We start from the raw sequence: 19,837 nt of genomic DNA, 5'->3' as shown, positions 1-19,837 counted from the left end.
GGGTTTTCCTGACGTTGATGGCGATGAAAAAACAGTCTGGTCCGCCGGAGTGCACAGGCGGAACGGCTACTGACCGAGCACCACTTCCTGCAAGGCGTTTAGCACCAATTTCTCATCAAAATTGTTCCTTACATATTCGGCAGCGCTTTCAATGTTCTCTTTACGCATGGTCGCATCCGAAGTCGCCGAAGCAACGAAATTGGCGAGAGCTTTCACCGTGGGGAAGATCCAGGATGCCGGGTAGATCTGGTCTGCACCCGCCCAGCCCAGTGTCACAGGCAGCGCTCTAGAAGCCGCACCATCTGCCAATGTAAGATGGAATGATTCAAAGTCGCTCACGGATAGAACTGTTCCGATCTTCTGATACCACCGCGACATATCATCACCGTGAGGATCAAAAGTAACGGCGCCCACTAGCATCGGGTCCGATTCAATGCGCGCATACTGCTCTTGATAGTAGGAAAGTTCCTCGGGTCGTTCGGCCATCCAGGGGAAATCTTCAGGTCGTTTCCCTTTAATGAAAAGGTGGTAACGTTTGTCCCCCATTCGGAGCTCTCGAAAGACGTCCAACGCTAGGTCGATTCGCTTTCGCTGCGGAACAATACCAACCAGACCCAGGTTCCATTGAGCTCCCGGTGTCTTGTTTCGGGATAGGTCTTTTATAGCAACATAGTTGGGTATAATGACGGCTTTCTTCGCCGGAACGCCAAAGTCACGCTGCGCCAGTTTAGCTGTGTGTCGCCCCACAAAAATGAAACTGTCGACATTTTCCATATTTAGCTTATGCAAATAGGACGTACTCAGTTCCTGAAGGTGTAGCCGGCATACCAAGCGCTGGTCTGGCCGCTTGTTGTTGGCGAACCAGACCGCGTTGCCTAAAGTCCATTCGCAGAAGATGACGTCCACGTTTTCCAGCTTCGCTCGGCTAGACTCCTCATCATGTTGCGCATGTCCCAGCCATTGATCTAGTTCGACTGTGTGCCCGGCGGCTTCTAAATGAGCAATGAGTCCCCGAGCAAACTTGAGGTCGTGCCCGGCAATGAGTATTCGTTTCGGGGCGCTGGCAGCCCTCGGGGAGTTCGATCTCCGGTCTCCGACTACCCTTCTGCTGAGGAGCAGGGATCGCTGGCCGCCGGTAGGGCGCAAGGACATAAGATCGTACATCCCACTCCCATCGTTAATCTCGACTCGGGCCAGACCTCGACCGGACTCTTCAAGCGTCTTTTGGCTGATACGCGCCGAATCCCAAGCAGAGTATTTCCGTGAGGTAAGGAGGTCCTCGTAGTAGGTTCGATCAACATGTCTGGTCGGGAAATCTCCGATGAGTGTGATTCCGGATGACAAGAGAGAATGCGAGTCGTCTGGGCTCATCCTCCGAACTTCAATTCCGTCGACCGCTAAAGCATCTCCGCTGTCGGAATGGTCCAATAGAAGAGTAGGTCGGACACTCTGTGCAGCGAGAGCCATCCGGATCTCTGGAGTGATCTCCTGTATGCGAAGGGCATACTTCTCCAGCGTTGGCGCCTTAACCCTGAGGCCGGCCGTCCTGAGCACATACGTGAGACGATGCGCGGCTGTATGGCTTCGGAATACCGATCGCATGGCAAGCCAGGCATCCTCATTCCTGGCTTCCTCGTTTTCCATCCAGTACTTGATGAGGTTCTGAGCGCTCGGCTGATCTGAGACGAGCGGGATGATGCTTCCGAAGACTTGATCTATTCCCTGTCCCGGTCCGCTGACAATCGCTCCACCGCAGGCGGCGACTTCAAACACTCTACGAGAAAACATAGTTCCCGACTGCTCAACCGAGTTCACGTTTATGTGCACGGGGTGGGCTTTATAAGCCTGCACCATGTCGGTGTAGGTCAGGCCACCGGAAACGTAGGGCGCAAGATCCGGTGGAAACTTATAGGGGCTCTGAGGGTTCAGGTGCTGACGGTCATAGATGGTCAGGCCGGCTGGAATTGCGGCAGCGAGCAGGCTGTGGAGCTGATCGGATCTCTTCTCATATCTCGCTCCGTAATATGAGCCAGCATACGAGACAGTGTGCGAATAGGCTCTCGCGCTAGGAAGGGGATTATGCAATGCGGGCTGGGCGTAGAACGGGAGCGAAGCAACTGACTCGAGGAACTCTCCCGCCGACTCTAAATAACGCCTGATCGATCGGTCATCGCTGGTGAAAACATGCTGAAAGTAACTGGCGGTCTTTTGGAACCGGTTAAAATGAACGGGATCTTCTTTATTCCAGAAAATGGTTGGTATAGAGTTCGCACGACAATGACTGAGCAGGTCCCGGAGATTCGCGAAAGAATCATCGTCATAATAACCCACCTTTCCCCGCCAGGCCCCTCCGTTTCCGTCCCATGCCGACTCGACAAATAGGGCACTGATCTTTGATTCGGCTAACTGATGTCCCCAGGTGTCAGGAAGTAGCTCGATCAGTGAAATATCGGGGCGCATGCCAGCGGTAGTGAATTCATCGGCGATGATACCGATCGTTACATCGGACAGGTTTGTGCTGCATATGGATGACGCGGGTTGTTCCGATCTCGACAGAGCGACACCTGCTTCTTCACCGACACGCCGCCAGTTCCTCTCGCTGATAGCCCAGAGGCGGGCCCGGCGGCCCATTGCCCGACGCAGATCCTCGTTCTTCACTAGCTCAGTTAGGACTGAAGCAAGTTGAACTGCATCGCCTGCGGGGAACAGGTTTGCCCGTTCGCCGTCCGCGCCCGCGAGGTCCCTCAGCGGAGGTAGGTCGGAAAGAACCACAGCTTTGGCTGCAGCCATCGCCTCCAGGGGCTTGATTGGGGAAACCATCTCCGTGACGGGAAGTGGCAGACGGGGGCATGGCGTGATATCAAAAACACTGAGGTAGTTGGGGATTTCACTGGCTTTGACGCGCCCCGTAAATGTCGTGACGTCGGACAGACCAAGCGATGCTGCTTGTGCCTTCAACGCTGGTAATGCCGCGCCATCTCCAACGATCACAAGACGGAACTCTGTCTCCTCTGCAACCATCCGGTGGCACGCCTCGAGCAATGTGGTCAGGCCCTCGTATTCCACTATGCTACCTGCATACCCAATCACCGGAATATTGTGGTCTATGCCAAGATGCCGCTTCGTTAACCCGTGTGGTGGCATGTCACTGAACTCGTCTGTATCAACGGCGTTCGGAAGAATGACAATCTTTCCGGCCGGAACCCCACGATGGACGAGCTCATCCCTAACCTGTCCTGTTATCGCAAAGACCAGATCGGACTCAGCGGCAACGAGCGTTTCCATCTCCTTTGAAAATCTGAAACGGTCTGACTGGTCCCACCCCTCCTTTGTCGACGCCTCAGTGATTTCCCACAGCCCGCGAACTTCATAGCTGAATGGAAGCCCGAGTCTGCGCGCCGCGATCAACGCGGGGAGGGCAGTCACATGGTTCGACGCCGCGTGAATCCGCTCGACGCGGTTGCGCATTGCCGCCTGAACATAACTGTCTGCGGCCTCTTGGACGTAATAGTCCAGTGGGCCTTGGGTCCACGTTGGGCCCTGACTGAACCAGTGGTTGATTCCATCAATTGTTTCGCTGTAGCTCGAGGTGGACCTTGGTGCAACGTCGGTCTTGATGTCCCAGGGATATCCCGGGCGCGCGGCAATGATCACGTCGGCCCCGGCTTGAGTCAGACCCTGCACCAGGCCAGCCGTACGGGTTGAGTAGCCGTTTGAGTTGTATGGGGAGACGCTGTGCGCACAGTAGAGGATCCGGCCACGCTCAGCCTGGTAGCCGGGAGAGTCCTGCTTGGGTGGCAGTTTCGGCGGGCGCTCGCTTAGCCGCTCCAGTCCCATCACAGCATCGATCAGCTGCTTCTGTTTTGCTGAGAGTTCCGTCAAGACTTCTGTATAGGCCGAAATCACCCTTGCGGGTTCCCTAACGCTGCCGAGCACGAAAAAGAGATGCGCGATTAGGTTGTATACGTTCGCTTTGGAAGGATCCCGGGATACAGTCTTTCGGAGCTCTTCCGCGCGCTCCGCTGCACTCGGCGATAATGATGAATTGGGCCTTGACGGATCAAATGCCGCCGGAGTACTGGGCGGGGTAATCGTGGCCGCCCGGTTGCCGACGGATGGAGGCGCTTTTGCTGCAACCCTCGTCAGCCCGTCTAGCCCCATTGGAAGACGACTATCTTTTCGTAACCAGAGCCGTGCAAGGGCCTGGGCAGGGGCGACGACGGCCGAGCCAATTCTCATTCGTTTCGATCGACGGAGAGCCGAGAGTGTGGCCTTGAGCGTCGTGATCTCCTTACGTAAGGACTTGGTCTCGGCCCTCAATTTGATGGTCTCGCGCTGTGAGGAGGCCAGTTCCGTTTCCAGGGATCTAATGGCGCTGGCGTCGCGACGTCGACGCGTGATCAGGTTTTCGTGCTCGACGATGAACTGGTCAATGTCGGCTAGATAACCAGCACGTTTAGCCAAGGAACCTGCCGGCCGTGACCGGATCTCATCCTCAAACGGCACTGAGTTCCTCCATCAATATCCTGAATCTCACCATTGGAGGCGTCACCGCCAGATTCCGCGTGTGTCGACTATTGCCTTGCCTTTAAGGAGGGCACGGTCCATCTCTTTGAACTCATCGTGATCGACAAGCAGCAGCACAACGTCAGCATCCCTGACAGCCTTCTCAGCCTCGACGAATTCGACGTTGGCAAGAGATGTCAGTGACTTAGGAAGGGTTGAAACGTGCGGTTCGGCGACGAGAACCGTGCACCCCGACAGGTCACTGCTGAGCTGCCTGACAATTTCGACGGCCGGAGACTCACGTAGGTCGTCTATGTTCGCCTTGAATGCGAGGCCAAGGGCGGCGACCTTCAAATTGCTGCCCGCGTCCTTGAGCGCCGCCTTGACCTGGTCAATAACCCAGGCTGGTTTGGCATCGTTCGTCTCCCGAGCCTGACGAATCAGCTTTGACTCGTTAGGCGCAGCCGAAACGATGAACCATGGGTCGACCGCGATGCAGTGGCCGCCAACTCCGGGGCCGGGCTGCAGGATGTTCACTCGGGGATGGTGATTCGCCAGTTCGATCAGCTCCCAGACGTCGATGCCGACCTTTTCGCTAATGACCGACAATTCGTTCGCAAAGGCGATATTGACGTCCCGGTAGGCGTTCTCGACGAGCTTCGCCATTTCTGCGGTCGCGGCGTCGGTAAGGTGGATGTCTCCTTGGCAGAAGACGTGGTAAAGCTGGCGGGCGAGCTCAGTCGCCGCGTCAGTGATCCCTCCGACAATACGGTCATTGGTGACCAGCTCGATCATCACCCGACCGGGCAGCACGCGTTCCGGGCAGTGTGCTACGTGGAGGATTGGTTTTCCGTTGGCACCGTCGAGGCTGAGGTCCGGCCGAAGCCCTATCAGGTAATCAGCGAGATGCTGGGTCGTTCCTGGAGGTGAGGTTGATTCCAGGATGATCAACTCACCGCCCTTGAGCTGTGATGCAAGTCCGCGAGCCGCCGCCTCGATGTAGCTGAGGTCCGCCGTCTTGTCTGCGTTAAAAGGAGTTGGCACAGCAAGGATGTAAGCGTCGGCAGACGGAGTAATGGTCGTCGCCGTCAGGCTACCAACGCTGACTGCGCCCGCAACATGGATGTTCAGATCGGGCTCGACGAATGGCACTTCCCCGCGGTTGATTGCATCCACGTTGTCTTGCTTGATATCCACGCCAACCACCTGAAGCCCGTTTGTCGCCAGGATGGCCGCAGTTGGAAGCCCTATGTATCCGAGACCGATGACCGCGACTTTTTGAATGGTGCTCATATGCTCCCCTTAAATTGAAACATGATGATCAGGCGTCCCATAGAACGCGATGTCCGAAGTTGCCAAGATCTCGTAGTCGGATACCTGCCAAGTGTGGCCAGACCCATTACGTTGTTGGTAATAGTTATATCGATCGGATGAATAGACAGCCCCTGAAGCCGCGGTCACAGCTCGAAGAAACGCGGTGTCCTCCCCCGTGCTACGCCGTTCGAACGGAAACTCCTGAAACACGCTACGAGGCGCAAGAATCGTTGGTCCCATGACCATCCTGGTAAATCTGTGCTCTTTATGCGCAAAACGCAGGACCGTTGCATCATGAGACTGCACATACATGTAGTGCGCTTGCTTCCCAACGACCTGAGCCCCAGAGTAGTTCAACGCCTCAAGCTGGTCCAAGAGGTAGTGCTGCCCGTAAAAATCGTCGTCGTCCATTTTAGTAAGCACCGCACCTGATGCCGCAGCGGCACAGTCGTTCAGGCACTCTCCCAAACTGCGGCTTGACGGCGCAGTAAGGACAACCAAGGATTCAATGCCGTAGCGCTCTCGCAGGTTCTCAAGTGTCGAAGCCACCGCTGTAAACCCGTGTGTAAGTAATACAAGCTCTGGGTTTACCCCCGTCTGAGCTCCAACGGAACGAAACACGTGCTCTAATTGATGCGGCCGAATCGTCGAAACCAGGACGCTGACACTCGGCAAAGCAACCGGTCGGGCAAGCGTTGGCACAGCTGATCGAAGAACCTGTTCTGCCCTGTGCGCGTAGGTATGTTCGCGCCAGATCGCACGCTGGGCCAGGTGCACCTGCCGCTCCCCCAGCGAGGGTTGCTGAACAAGGGCGGAGAGTAGGCTTGCCGCGCCGTCCGAAGTCTCGACAACTGGGACTTCATAAGGAGCGAAGTAGCGTTCAATAGCGGCGCTTCGCGTCGAGACTACTGGAGTACCAGAAGCTACAATCTCAAAAACTCGCCGAGCACACATGCTCGGGGATTCCGTCACGGAATTGACGTTGAGGAACACCTTGTACGCCTTGTATGCGGTCAACATCTGCGGATAAGACAGCGACCCTACAACATAGGGCGCAAGGCGCGAAGGGAACTGATAGTCCTCGCGATCACCCAACTTACGCGAGAATATCTCTAACCCCGTCTTCATTGACGCGGACGCATCCGCCGCCGCTCCGAGCAAAAGGTCCATCTGAGCGCGACGGCCAGGAAACTTGTGCCGGAAATACATTCCAGCAAAGGCAATGTCCCTTTGGTGCCATCCATGCCTTGGTCTTACCGGATTATGAATGGCTGGCTGTGCCGCGAAAGATAACGACTCAATCCTGTCATGCCCAAGGTCAACCCTGTACCGGTCCACCATGTTCGAATCACTCGTGAACACACGATCAAACAACTTCGCAGCGGGTAGGAAGTCCTCATAATGGGGGGGATCCTCTTTGTTCCAGAAAACGGTGGGAATTCCCCTGTCACCGCACGCCCTAAGCAGTTCCCGGAACGCCTCTGACGGCCCCGACGGGCCGGTCAGCTTGAATTGCCAGGCGCCCCCGTTCCCGTTCCAGGCAGACTCCACGAACAGCAAGTCAATATCCACTTCGTCAAGGTTGTCGCACCAATTGTCGGGAGTCAGCCGGATTGTTTCCCATTCATAGCTGAAAGCCTCTGCAGAAAACTCGTCGAGAATGATCGCTGCCCTGACCGACCGCCTCGGCACCTTACGGCGAGTGGGCCCCGCTTCGGCAAAGACCAAGCGTCTCGACTTACGGTGCCCAACCCAAGCAGCTTCTGCCCCCCGGGCGTTGTCCAGGGTGAAGATCCCTTGCTCAGCTCTATTCCGCCGATGCCACGTAAGGACGGCTGAAAATCCCCCGCGGCGGAAATGCCAAAATATCGTTCTTGCTCTGCGAACTCCCGAGAGAATCATTCAGAGCTCCTTCGGCCAGTTTCTCGAACAACCACTTCAGGGACTACCAAACTGTTCAATACCCTTCGCTTGGTCTTCATTGCCGAAAAACGGTCGCGGGCAGCAAGATGCTTAGCGAAAATCCGATACCACTTGATCACTTCGCTCGGCTGGCCGTCCATGACTAGCTCCCCTTCATCGAGCCAAATAACCCTGCTACACATTTCGCTTATCGTTTCCAGGCTATGACTCACCAAAAAAACGCACCCAGCATTTCCTAGAAGTTCGTCCATCCTTTGCTTAGTTCGGCCCCTGAACTGATCATCGCCCGTATTTAAGGCCTCATCGATCAGCAATATTTCTGGGTTGATAGCCGTCGCGATAGCAAACTGGAGCCTCGACGCCATACCCGAAGAATATGTTCGTAGCGGCAAGTGAATTGAGCCCTCAAGACCCGAGAGGTCGACTATGCTCTGATATTTGTCGGCTATGTCCCGCTTCGACATACCCATCGCTAGGCACCCCAGCATGATGTTCTGTTCACCAGAGATATCAGGAACAAGTGCTGCGCTCACCCCGAGCAAAGTCGGGCGAGACGATGCGTAAATAGCACCAGAAGATGGTGGAACTCTCCCATTGATGAGCTTCATCAACGTACTCTTTCCGGACCCGTTACGGCCGATTATCCCGACCGCCTCACCGCGGCCTACGACAAGCGAGACATTCTTAAGCGCGTGCACGTCAACAGTTGGGCGGTTCCCCCCTAGCCGACGGATAGTTGGCAACAAGCCTGCGCTGGCCGCGGAGTCGGTAGTCGGTACTCGGTAAGCCATGCTGACATTGTCAACGACGACCGCAGGGGGTTCAGAGACGAACTCAATTTCACTCGTCACGGCCGTAAGTCTCCTCCGCGAACCAGAAATAGATCATTCCAATGGCCAAGACTCCGAGCGACCACGTCGCAAGGACTGCCCAAGATTCCCACGGCGGCACTTCACCATATAGAACCGACTGCCGAACGATTGTCAGAACTTGGTAGAGGGGGTTGAGTTCAATTGCTGCTTGAATTGTTGGATATGGATCAAACAGGGTGATCGGGAACATGACACACGACGCGTACATCCAGATCCGCATAGCGAAGCTGATGACGTTGGCGACATCATTCACCTTCGAAACTACGCGGGCGAGAATCAAACCGACTCCTAGGTTGAAGATCGTCTGGAGCAGAATTGCTGGCACGACGAAGAACCATAGCCAGGTAATTTCCTCAGCTGGCTCGAATAACAAAATCAGGACCAACATCGTGATGATCACTGGGACGCTTGCCAGCAGCTCACGAATATTGACTGAGAGCAATAGAGCTGCCCGCGGGAAGTTGAAGGCTTGAACTACCTTTAAATTGGACTGAATTGCTCGCGCGCCGTTCGAAATAGATCGACTGCTCATTTGGAAAAGAAAGACCCCGATAATCAAATATCCGATGAAGTTTTCGGCGCCGCGGCTGGCTTGAAGTAAGACACCAAAGATAAGGTAAAAGGTCAATCCATTTAGCACTGGATTCAAAATAAGCCAGATGCTACCCAGGCGGTCACGACTATTTCCTGATTGAACACTCGCTTTGGCGTCAAAGAAGACAAAGTGACGATAGTCCCATAGTGCAACAAGATAATCGAGGAATGGCGGCCTGACCCCTACTTTGATTAGTGTGCGCAAGTCCACCGAGGTCGGCACGGCGCCCACGTTCTCGTTAGGGACGGTCATTATGAAGCACGCTCCAGCCTTATGTAAGACTGAAGCAAAGTGAATGAATTTTGGGTCCAGGTCCGGTGTGCCAGAACCTGGCGGCGACCCGCAGCGCCCATTGCCAAAACGCGAGGCGCGAGTCGAGCGCCTCCGTCCACTATGAGCCCTCGAATACCGGATGCCAAGGACTCGACATCGCCAGCGGACACCAGTACCCCTGTATCAGCCGAGAGAATCTCACGGAGAGCGGGCAGATCACTGGCGATGACAGGCCGGGCGCAGGCCATCGCCTCTACTGGCTTCAACGGTGTTACCGCTCGGGTCACTTCCAGGTCCTTCCGCGGCACAACGAATATGTCAATGGTTTGGTGGTGCAGCCGAGCTTCCTTGCGGGGCACCCGGCCGGTGAACGTCACCAGGCCGGCAACGCCAAGCTGGCGGGCCAACGTCTTCAGCGACGGCAGAGCTACCCCATCCCCCACGATCAGGCATCGCAAACCAGGATTGTCCCCCACCAATGCTGCGAACGCCCGCAACAGGTCATCAAGGCCCTCATAGTCAACGATGCTGCTGACAGTGCCGATATAAACGCCGTTGCTAGGCAGTCCGAGCAGCTGGCGCGCGCTCCGTGAGTCCATCGGCTCGTCGAGGTATTCGTCCCCAACCGCGTTGGGGCACAGCAGAACCTTTTGCGGGCCTACTCCCTTACCCACGATGTCCTGCTTCATAGCCTCACCCAACGTCACCACCAGGTTGGCACTTTGCATAACCTGAGCTTCACTTTCAGTGAAGAGCCTATAGCGTTCGCTCTTCTTTGCCGCATCACTACGACTCGACGCCCACGTGTCAGCCAATTGCCCGCGAACCTCATACACCCAGGGAATACCCAAGGCCCGCGCAACAGCACGCACCACCAGGCCGTTCACAAAATGGGTGGTGGTGTGCAAAACAGTCGGCCGGATTTGCAGCGCGAGTGCCAGGAGTTCCTCAGATTGCTGCTGCAGCCTGCCATCAAATCCTTCGGCCAGCGTCGGAGGAAGCAGCCGATGGTAGGACACCCCATCCAGCACATCAAGGTCAGCAGCGAAAAGTTTGCCCACCTGCACTGGATAGCCCACCCGGGTTGCCGCATGCACGTTCCACCCCGCGTCCTGCTGGGCTTTCAGGATGGAATGGGACCGCTGGGCATAGCCGCTTCCAGTGTGGGGCAGCGAATTGGTCAGGACGTGCAGCACGGTACGCTGCTGGGGCACATACCCCTTCACGGGCGGCACAGTAGGTGTCCAGCCAGCAAAGACCCGACGTTCCGACTCAAGCCTCTCCGCCGTGCGGTTCCGACCCGCTGCCCTGAGCACCTCCACGGCGCCGCTCATGTCGCCGTCGTACCAGCGCCGTCTCGCGATAGTCCGACTGGCATCCGGCGCTCCGGGAGTCTTGCCGCAGACGATGAACTCATCCGCCATCGTTAGATACCCTGCGGCCAAAGCCACCTCTGCCAATCGGATGGCCGTCGAGGCCCGTCCGCCGGCGTCCAATGCCGACCGCAGTACTTCCTGGGTCCGGCTACTGTCCCCGCGGAGGTACGCCGCGACCGCCTGGGTCACCGGAGTCCTGCGGAGGAAGGACGCTGCTCCGGCCGCCCGGTATACCGCACCACCAGGCAACCTTCGGGATACCTGCAGCAACAGCAGAAACGGGTCATCGCTCAGATGGCGTAAGGCGGTGGTGCCCAACAACCGCGCGTTGCGCAGCACTGCCCCAACCATCACCGGTGCGGACCTCCAGCTACTTCCGCCAGTAGGTTGATGTAGCTTTGGGCCAACGCCTCGACATCTGCGTTGTTCTTCACCCAGATGCGTCCCGCGCCGTTGACCTGCAGGAGTGACCGATCGGCGGCCAGCTTCCGCCAAAGCTCCGCAACCTCTTCCGGCGAAGAGGCGACAATGTGCCCAGACTCGGCATCCTGAAGAATTTTCTGCGCCTCCCCCATCACAATGCCGGTTACGTGCCGTCCCAGCGACAGCACTTCGTAGGTCTTGGAGGGAATGGTGGTTTCAAAGGATTTCCAGTCATCGCGAAGTGAGACGATGCAGCTATCGGAGCGGTCATAGAACCCTCTGACGGCTGGGCCGTAGACGGAGTGGTGGAATTCGACAGGCGCCTGGAGCTCGTGGGCCAACCGGACCAGTTCGGGCCGTTGAACTCCATTACCAACCATGGTGAGGCGCATCTGGCTTCCCACCAGCGCCGCCGCCCTGATTGTCACATCCAGTCTTTGGCTTTCTCCGTGGTTGCCGAGATAGAGCACCTCCAGCCGATCCGCTTCGAGCGGAGGCGGGGCCAACTTGTCCAGCCCGCGAAGGTCCACGCCGTTGGTGACCGTTGCGACATTTTTCAAGCCACGTTGGCGCAACGTCCGGGCGAAACCATGAGTAACCGTCACCACCAGTTCGGCTCGGTCCTGGATAGCCATAATGATTCGCTCGACGACGCCCTTGGCGCTACTTCGTACCAGTTTGGCGTCGCGGGCGATGTCCGGCCAGGCGTCCCGCATGTCAACGACAAGGGGCCGACGCATCAGACGCGAGACCACAAACCCGGCGCCGAGGATAGGAAGACTCGGCACAGTAACGATGACGACGTCGGGCCGCTTCGATAGGAAGGCAGCAGGGATACTGCAGGCAGCCGAGAAGAGGTGATTGCTGAGCCGACCTAGCCGGGTGTTCCTGTGCCAGAGGAAGGGGACCCGCCAAATCTGTTCGCCGTACTCCCCAGTCGAGCACATGAACGGCCGACCGGCTTGCCTCCGCGGCAGGGTCCGCTTACCAAAGGGGGCATGGGCGATTGGTGCGACAACGTCGACATCCCAACCGGCAGCGCGAAAGGATCGAATGAATTGAGTCCAACGTCGCTGCGGCGGGCTATGCTCCGGGGCATATGAATGCGTCAAGAGTAAAATTCGCAACATACACCCCCAAAGTGTCTAGGTTGCTTCGTGTCGAGCAGGATCAGGTTCAAGTGTAGACCGAAGGTCACTTAACGGTCGTTTTGGCGACCGTAAGACCATCAGCACATGCCCGTACAACAGTTCTCCCGCTGTCTCCCGGGCTATTTCTCTGGCTTTGGCCGCGGCGTAGTGCCGCCCCGGAGTTTCGCATAATAGAGCACTCCCAGACCAACCAAACCCAGGATGACCAATACCCTTGTCAGTGGGCTTGAGCCCGCCGAGGCCTCCTCGGTTGAGCTTGCCTCGCTGACATCTGTGGCGGTTTGGGTGGGTTCCGGCGTGGCCGAAGGGGTAAGGGTAGCCGTGCGGGTTTCGGTAGCGGTGGGTTCGGGAGTTTCAGTCTCCTCAGGCTCCGCGGACTCGGTCGCTTCCGGCTCGGGGGTCTGCGTTTCTTCCGGCTCCGGCGTTTCCTCGGCCTCGAAGGTGTCTGTCAGGTCGACTACTCCACCCGTGACGGCGATCCACCGGAAGTCGGTGTAGAAAAAGGTCGCCCGGTCAATCAGGTTGCCGGTGCCGGGTTCGATCAGGAATCCCGTAGGCGGGNCCTCGAATCCGGTCGCCGGGTCAACGGCTGGCCCCTGCTGGGCCGGTGCAGGTTCCGGTTCAGGCGCCGGGGCTGGTGCGGGGGCTGGAGCGGGCGCAGGGGCCAGCTGCGGGGCCGGAACCGGATCCGGTTGGGGCTCCGGCGTAGGAGACGGCGCCGGACTCGTCGATGGGCCAGGCGTTGGGGTTTCGGTGGCCGAGGCCACGCCCGCACCGAGGCCAACGCAAAGTGCAGCGACGGTCAGGCCGGCGAGAGAGCGGCGCATCAATAATTCCATGGGTCCTAATTCTACGGGGCGGACTCCGAAGAGCTGGCAATCCTACTGGGAGGCGGTTTCGACGTAATCGCCGAGGGTGTCGGTGTCGAGTGCCGCGGCGATCTCGGTGATGGCGGCGTCGTCCTTCACAATGATGGATTGTCCATCCGCTGACGTCCCGATACCGAGGTTTGGCAGGGTGAAGAACTCCACATCATTGCTGCGGACATTCCGTAGTGACAGCGCCAGGCTGCCCGCAGCCGAGGCGTCGAGACCTTCGTCGACGCTGAGGTAGGGAGACACCTGACCGACGATCTCGTTGATCTTCAACGGATTAGACAGGGTGTCAGCGGTGAGAAACTTGCCCATGACCGCCTGGATGAAGAGCTGCTGGTTTTTTACCCGCTGGTAATCGCCGTCGGTGAAGGCATACCGTTCACGGACAAACTTCAACGCGGATTCCCCTTGCAGGGTGATGGGTCCCTCGGCGAAGAACTCGCCGTCGGCTCCGCGGGACTGGAACGCGATCTCGTTATTCACTTCCACTCCCCCCAACGCGTCCGTGAGACCGGTGAAGCCCTCGAAGTCGATGATGGCGACGTGGTCGATCGGCGCATCAAACAACCCTTCGACCGTCTCCACTAGAAGGGGCACCCCGCCGAACGCGGTGGCGGCATTGATCTTGTGCTCGCCGTATCCGGGAATGTCGGTCCAGGTGTCCCGCATGATCGACATGACGTACACGCCCTCCCGGTCAGCGGGAATGTGCATCAGCATCATGGTGTCGGAGCGTCCCTCGTTGGGTACCCCCGGCAGGTTCTCGGTCTCGCCGCTGCCGCCGTTCTCGTCGCTACCCAGCAGGAGGATATTCAGTGCCCCCTCGGCCTCAGCAGCCCGGGTGGGACGGTCGGTGCCTTCGGGAAACACCTCTTCGATGGTCTGCGTCTGCGAGTTGTAGGTGCTGGCCAGATTGAACAGGTAGCCACCAGCAACGAGGCAGGCGACCAGCACCAACGCGAGTGCTGAGAAGAGGACAATGCGCACCGGGCGCTTCCTTCGGGCCCTCGGCTGGACGGGCTCTTCGAGATAATTTGACACGACGGATTCTCCCTGACATAAGACAGCTCCCCATACTAACCTTCAACTGTGGGAGGAAGCTGGGAACCGGTGCCAGTCGCGCCTCTCCCCGTCCTCGGCTACTAAGCTGGCACCATGCGTGCCTCCCGACTCCTCCCCCCGCTTGCCGTCGTCGTTCTGGGCCTGACCGCCTGCTCGCCGATCGTTGGGGTGGAGGCTGCCCCGGATGCCGCGAACCCCGAATGCGCCTCGGTGATGGTGTCCCTACCCGACGTCGTCGCCGAGAACAAGCTGCGGGAAACCGATAGCCAGGCGACCGCCGCGTGGGGCGACCCGTCACAGGTGGTGCTGCGCTGCGGCGTCGCCGTCCCTGGCCCCACCACCGACGCCTGCGCCTCCGTGAACGGGATCGACTGGATCATCCAGGAAGAGGCAGAGGTGTGGCGCGCCACCACCTACGGCCGCGACCCGGCGGTGGAAATTCTGTTTGACCCGAACGAGGTGGCATCAAGCACCATCCTGGTGGACCTGGGCACCGCGGTGTCGGTGGTTGCTCAGGACTCCGAATGCCTGAGCCTCAACGACGAACTCGAACTCCCCACCGAAGGGTCATGATGGACCACACCATTCCCCTGTCCGGACGCCAGCACCTCCTGCGGCACGGCGACTACACCGCCGTCGTCGCCAGCGTGGGCGCCTCGCTGCGTGAACTCCGCTACGCCGGACGCCACCTCACCCGGCACTACGACGCCGACGAAATCCGCCCCCAGTACCGGGGCGCGCTCCTGGTGCCGTGGCCCAACCGGGTAGTGGACGGCACCTACGACTTCAATGGGACCACCCATCAGCTCAGCCTGACCGAACCCGAGCGAGGCCACGCCCTGCACGGGCTCCTCGCCTGGGACGAGTGGGAAACGGTGGAGCACAGCGAGGCTTGGGTCCGGCTCCGGGCAACCGTTGTGCCGCAGAAGGGCTACCCGTTCCGGCTCGCGGTCGAGGTGCAGTACTCGCTCGACGACGACGGCCTGACCACCACCGTGACCAGCGTCAACACCGGACCAGACGCCGCCCCCTACGGCGTGGGACCCCACCCCTACCTGGTGGCCGGGGACGGCCCCGTGGATGAGTGGACCCTCACCCTGCCCGCCGACACCGTGCTGGAGGTAACCGAGGACCGGCTGATTCCCACCACGCTGGCCGCCGTTACCGGGGACTTTGACTTCCGCTCGCCCACCCGGATCGGCACGGCATTCCTCGACCACGCGTTCACCGACGTCGGGTACGCCGACGACCTCGCAACGGTCAGCGTCATCGGCCCCGACGGAAACGGCGCGGCCGTCTCGTTCGGCCGTGACCTTCCGTGGGTCCAAGTCCACACCAGCGACTTGCCGGGGAATCCGCAGGAAAGCCGCGGAAGCCTCGCCGTCGAGCCGATGACCTGCCCACCGGACGCGTTCAACTCCGGAACCAACCTCCTGGTCCTGGTGCCCGGCGACAGCCACTCCACACGGTGGATAGTTCATGCGATTCATCAGGCATCATGAACCTTATGGCGCTGGGACCACTCGGATCAAGAATGAGTGGATAATCTCAGTTGCTTCTAGCACGTCCGCAGTGTGAAGCGCGTTCTGGCCCGAGAATGCGGTATGCGACATTCCGGCATCCTCTGGATTGGACATTTGAGAGAATTGCCGATGAAGGATAAGAAGTGCTGAAAGAAGAGGTCCCAGCTCGTTCTCTTGCGCTGACGTCGCGCGCAGAAGGCGTGCGTGGGCATCCAAAAGGATCGAACCCGGATTACAGCCGAGTTCCCGGGCGAAGGTCTGGCGGCACTGTTCATAGCAAAGCAGTCCTTCGGCAAACTGAGCGTCGTGTTCCAACGCAAGTATTAGTGCTGTCCAGGCACGTTCATTGAGCTGATCAGAATCTAAGGCTTTCTTTGCCCAGCCTACAGATTCGGTAGTCTTACCCAGAAACGTTGCGGTTTCAGCAGCCAACACGCAAGCCTCGGTTGTTCGCGCCTGATGGAGCGCACGTTCCTCCTCTGCCCATGAAGGTCGAAGCTCGTCGCCAAGGAGCGGCGAATGGTTAAGACTTAGCGCACTGCACAGCAATTCGTAAGCCTCCGCTGGCTGTGTGGACCGATGTGCTGCACTCATCAGGGAAGCGAAATGGTCAATATCCAGGTCAACAAACTCCCGGTTCATGACGTATCCGCCAGTAACGGTTTGCAACGGTCCGGCTTTTCCTGCGCCCGGTTGAATGTGACGGCGAAGAACGCTGACGTAACTTTCTAGGGTGGATACCGCGTCGGGAGGGTGTTTCCCTGCCCATAGGCGTTCGATAAGACAATCTTTTGAGACGGGCCGTCCAAGGTGCAGAAGGAGTAGCTCCAGAATCTGTCGAGGTTTAGGGCCCCCAAGCTGTTGCGAGCCCAGAACTACATCCCCGCGCCGCACTTCTAGATTTCCGATGAGCCTAATTTCGAGGCGAGTTGGATGGCCGGGTGGAACTTTCGTAGGTGGTCGAATCGCGGCGAAAGATACAGGCTGAACCATAACTGAGACCCTTTGCGAGGTATGGATACTGATAGATCCAACCTAGGAATTTCTTGGGGTCTGTACACGAGTGGTGTATACCCGTTTTTTTGGCCTTCCACTTACAGGCCACCTGATTTCTACTTATATTGCTTATTTCTCGTCACCTGAGTAATCCTCGGCAGATAGCAGGATCAGAGCGAGCCGAAGGAAGCGCTGGCCGAGCGCTCCAGCGCCACCACATCCCGGCCAAACGACGCTGCCAGCAACAGCAGGGCAGCAGCCGCCACGGGGACCGCGAGCGCTGCCGGTGTCAGCGGGACCAGGATCACCACCAGCACCACCCCCTGGGTGGCGGCGACCACCCGCCGGAACTGGCTGAATTTCAGGTCGCCTCGCAGCACCGGGCGGAACCAGGATGCCGCCACGTAGAGGTAGCGCATCAGGCCGATCAGCAGCGCCCACCAGCCGACCGTCAGTGCCACCGGTATTGAGAGCACCAGCAGCAGGATGGCATCGGTTTCCATGTCGAGCCGGGCACCCGCGGTGGACGCGGTGCCCGTCCGCCGGGCCACCGCGCCGTCGACCGCGTCGAGCAGCACCGCCGGTGCAGCCAGCAGGACCAGCCACCAGGACCGGGTGGGCACATCCCCCCAGAGGGACAGGACCACGATCGTGGCGCAGCCTCCCGCGAGCACCGCCCGCAGCAGGGTGACCCGATCGGCAGGTCCCGAGTACGACGGTCGACGACGCACCACGCTCAACGCTGCGACGGTCACCAGTGTCAGCCCGGCAACGACAGCGGCCAGGTTGGTGACGTTGTGGGAATCGTTCAACGCCAGCAGGGTGATGCCAATTCCTGCAGACCCCAGCACTGCGCTCGACGCATCGAACATTGCCCGTTTACTGACCCGCGCCACCGGCTTCTCTTTTCGGTCTAGACGAGTGAGTTGAGCTTGTCCCGCAGGCCGTTCAGCGCGGGGTCACGCAGCGAGTTGAACACTGGTTTCAGGAATGGCTGGGCAATCCGCCGGAACCCGTTCAGCGAGAACTCGGCCGTGTAGGTGACGTCGCTTCCCGTCGCCGAGGGGACGACGTCAATAGAGTCGAACGATACGAGGGTCTTGTTGGCCCCCCGCAACTTGATGTGGCCCTCGCGCAGCTCGGTCACTTCGTACTCGATCGGCTGACGCTTCCCGCGGAATTCCGCCTCCGCGTGGTACTTGTGACCCACGGCAACGGGGCCGATGGAACGCTTCTCGACCACCGGTGTGCCTGGATCCCATTCGCTGGTGTTCTCGAACTCCTTCAGGAAAGCGAAAGCCTGCGCGGGAGAAAGGGGTGTGCTGATGGTTCCCTTGACTGTAATCATCTACCGAGTCTACTGATCACATCTGCCAAAAGGCTGCGGGCCCCACCTGAGCGTGCAGGGCATAATCGAGTTATGTCTCGCACTTCCCCACATCACAGCCAGTCGTACTGGACCACCAGCCCCGGCCACGGCGAACTCCGCACCGCTCCCCTGCCTCCGCTGGAGCCCGGCCACGCACTGGTCCGCACCCTGTATTCGGGGATCAGCAGGGGAACCGAGACGCTCGTCCACGATGGGCGCATTCCCCCCGAGATCGCCACCCTGATGGAAGCACCCTTCCAGGAGGGCTCCTTTGATGGTCCGGTGAAGTACGGCTACCTCTCCGTGGGGCTGGTCGAGGACGGCCCCGCCTCCCTGGTGGGCCGGCGGGTTTTCTGCCTTTACCCCCACCAGGACCGCTACGTGGTTCCAGTGGAAGCGCTGACCCTGATTCCCGACGACGTCCCCAGCGAGCGTGCCGTGCTGGCCGGCGCCGTCGAAACGGCAGTGAACGCCCTGTGGGATTCCCGGCCGTGCATCGGCGACCGGATAGCCGTCGTCGGCGGTGGCATGATCGGAGCCTCCATCGCGACACTGCTCCGCCGCTTCCCCCTGGCGCGCCTCCAGCTGGTGGATCCGGACCCGACCCGCGCTGCGCTCGCCAAGCAACTGGGCATGGACTGGGCGCACCCTGACGACGCGGCAGGCGACTGCGACCTGGTCTTCCACTGCTCCTCCACAGCCGCCGGCCTGTCCCTGGGCCTGGGCCTGCTCGGAGATGAGGGCGAGGTGATCGAGCTGTCCTGGTACGGCACCCACTCGCCCGAGGTGCCGCTGGGGGCAGACTTCCATGCCCGCCGGCTCAGCATCCGGGCAAGCCAGGTGGGCACCATTGCCGCCCCGCGCCGGGCCCGCCGCACCCATCAGGACCGCCTCACCACCGCCCTCGACGCGTTGAAGGATCCTGCGTTCGATGCGCTGCTCAGCGGATCCTCGCCCTTCGAGGACCTACCGAACGTGATGCGCGATCTGTCCAGCGGCACCCTCTCCGCCCTCTGCCACGTCATCGCCTACCCGGGCGCCGACCCCACCGCGTAATTCCGGTGCCGAGCCCGCGATAGTCTCGGAGTCCCCGTCACCCGCTGTATCCACCGACCACAGGAGATCCATGTACCGCCTGACCGTCCGCGACCACGTGATGATCGCCCACAGCCTTCCTGACCCGTTCTTCGGCCCGGCTCAGGGCCTGCATGGCGCAACGCTGGTGGTGGAGGTGACCTGGCGGCGTCGTGAGCTGACCGAACACGCGGTGGTGATCGACATTGGCGAAGCCACGGCCATGCTCGGCGAGGTACTGGACGGGCTCCGGTACCGGAACCTTGACGAGCATCCTGACTTTGCGGGGGTCCTCTCCACCACCGAGGCGGTGGCCCGGTACATTGCCGACCGCCTGCAGGACCGGTTCGACACCTCACCCTTCGCCGGACTCGACGTGGTGCTCCGCGAACACCCGGACGCCTGGGCAGGCTATTCGGTGGAGTTCGACGCGGCAGACGTGCCGGGCTAGCTCCCCATGGACCTGACGCTGGTGGATCCCGGCGCACCCGGACCCAGCGGCGGG

General features: G+C 59.5%; 15 protein-coding genes and 1 pseudogene. 4 read left to right on the top strand and 12 right to left on the bottom strand.

From position 1 onward, the window contains the following. Positions 1 to 66: 66 nt before the first annotated feature. From K728_RS0105690 to K728_RS0105650, 8 genes are all read right to left on the bottom strand, one after another. Positions 67 to 4,506, bottom strand: a complete 4,440-nt coding sequence (locus tag K728_RS0105690; protein WP_024476134.1) for a glycosyltransferase — start codon at positions 4,504 to 4,506, stop codon at positions 67 to 69. Between the two features lie 42 nt (positions 4,507 to 4,548). Beyond that, positions 4,549 to 5,799: a UDP-N-acetyl-D-mannosamine dehydrogenase gene (wecC, locus tag K728_RS0105685; RefSeq protein ID WP_024476133.1), complete on the bottom strand. Its 1,251-nt coding sequence runs from the start codon at positions 5,797 to 5,799 to the stop codon at positions 4,549 to 4,551. 9 nt (positions 5,800 to 5,808) lie between these two features. Then, complete coding sequence (locus tag K728_RS0105680; RefSeq protein ID WP_024476132.1) at positions 5,809 to 7,548, bottom strand: glycosyltransferase family protein; 1,740 nt, start codon at positions 7,546 to 7,548, stop codon at positions 5,809 to 5,811. A gap of 170 nt (positions 7,549 to 7,718) precedes the next feature. Then, positions 7,719 to 8,441, bottom strand: coding sequence for an ABC transporter ATP-binding protein (locus K728_RS0105675; RefSeq protein WP_237742095.1), 723 nt, complete (start codon positions 8,439 to 8,441; stop codon positions 7,719 to 7,721). Between the two features lie 142 nt (positions 8,442 to 8,583). Beyond that, positions 8,584 to 9,462: an ABC transporter permease gene (locus K728_RS0105670; protein WP_024476130.1), complete on the bottom strand. Its 879-nt coding sequence runs from the start codon at positions 9,460 to 9,462 to the stop codon at positions 8,584 to 8,586. Beyond that, positions 9,462 to 11,210 (bottom strand): glycosyltransferase family 4 protein, encoded by a 1,749-nt coding sequence (locus K728_RS0105665; RefSeq protein WP_024476129.1) that lies wholly within the window; start codon positions 11,208 to 11,210, stop codon positions 9,462 to 9,464. Before K728_RS0105665 ends, K728_RS0105670 begins: the two co-directional genes overlap by 1 nt. After that, the gene (locus tag K728_RS0105660) at positions 11,210 to 12,412 is read right to left on the bottom strand and encodes a glycosyltransferase family 4 protein (RefSeq protein WP_035747297.1); all 1,203 of its coding nucleotides are present in this window, start codon (positions 12,410 to 12,412) and stop codon (positions 11,210 to 11,212) included. Before K728_RS0105660 ends, K728_RS0105665 begins: the two co-directional genes overlap by 1 nt. Positions 12,413 to 13,314: 902 nt before the next feature. Next, positions 13,315 to 14,295: an LCP family protein gene (locus tag K728_RS0105650; RefSeq protein ID WP_237742092.1), complete on the bottom strand. Its 981-nt coding sequence runs from the start codon at positions 14,293 to 14,295 to the stop codon at positions 13,315 to 13,317. Positions 14,296 to 14,463: 168 nt separating this feature from the next. On the opposite strand from K728_RS0105650, the gene K728_RS0105645 reads away from it, so the two are divergent. Then, a complete protein-coding gene (locus tag K728_RS0105645; protein WP_024476125.1) occupies positions 14,464 to 14,943 on the top strand; it encodes a DUF3515 family protein in 480 nt (159 codons plus the stop codon). After that, positions 14,943 to 15,872: an aldose 1-epimerase family protein gene (locus K728_RS0105640; protein WP_024476124.1), complete on the top strand. Its 930-nt coding sequence runs from the start codon at positions 14,943 to 14,945 to the stop codon at positions 15,870 to 15,872. The genes K728_RS0105645 and K728_RS0105640 overlap by 1 nt, the downstream gene beginning before the upstream one ends. Positions 15,873 to 15,875: 3 nt before the next feature. Here the strand turns inward: K728_RS0105640 and K728_RS20495 are convergent, their stop codons facing one another. The 4 genes and pseudogenes from K728_RS20495 to K728_RS0105625 form a co-directional block, all read right to left on the bottom strand. Beyond that, positions 15,876 to 16,535 carry an AfsR/SARP family transcriptional regulator gene (locus K728_RS20495; protein ID WP_237742091.1) on the bottom strand — a complete coding sequence of 220 codons (660 nt, stop codon included), beginning with the start codon at positions 16,533 to 16,535 and terminating at the stop codon, positions 15,876 to 15,878. 15 nt (positions 16,536 to 16,550) lie between these two features. Beyond that, positions 16,551 to 16,886 (bottom strand): annotated as a pseudogene (locus tag K728_RS23095) (AfsR/SARP family transcriptional regulator); the annotation flags it as partial. A gap of 173 nt (positions 16,887 to 17,059) precedes the next feature. Further along, positions 17,060 to 17,785 carry a CDP-alcohol phosphatidyltransferase family protein gene (locus K728_RS0105630; protein ID WP_024476123.1) on the bottom strand — a complete coding sequence of 242 codons (726 nt, stop codon included), beginning with the start codon at positions 17,783 to 17,785 and terminating at the stop codon, positions 17,060 to 17,062. 17 nt (positions 17,786 to 17,802) lie between these two features. Beyond that, on the bottom strand, positions 17,803 to 18,237 hold the full coding sequence (locus tag K728_RS0105625) for an SRPBCC family protein (RefSeq protein ID WP_024476122.1): 435 nt from the start codon (positions 18,235 to 18,237) through the stop codon (positions 17,803 to 17,805). Positions 18,238 to 18,309: 72 nt separating this feature from the next. Here K728_RS0105625 and K728_RS0105620 point away from each other — a divergent pair, with 72 nt between their 5' ends. Beyond that, entirely contained in the window at positions 18,310 to 19,314 is a 1,005-nt protein-coding gene (locus tag K728_RS0105620; RefSeq protein WP_024476121.1) for a zinc-dependent alcohol dehydrogenase, read from the top strand. 70 nt (positions 19,315 to 19,384) lie between these two features. Next, positions 19,385 to 19,783: a 6-pyruvoyl trahydropterin synthase family protein gene (locus K728_RS0105615; RefSeq protein WP_024476120.1), complete on the top strand. Its 399-nt coding sequence runs from the start codon at positions 19,385 to 19,387 to the stop codon at positions 19,781 to 19,783. Positions 19,784 to 19,837: the final 54 nt, after the last annotated feature.

It is taken from the genome of Arthrobacter sp. CAL618 (genome assembly GCF_000468215.1).
GTDB lineage: Bacteria > Actinomycetota > Actinomycetes > Actinomycetales > Micrococcaceae > Arthrobacter_D.
This window is presented reverse-complemented; position numbering and strand designations above follow the sequence as displayed.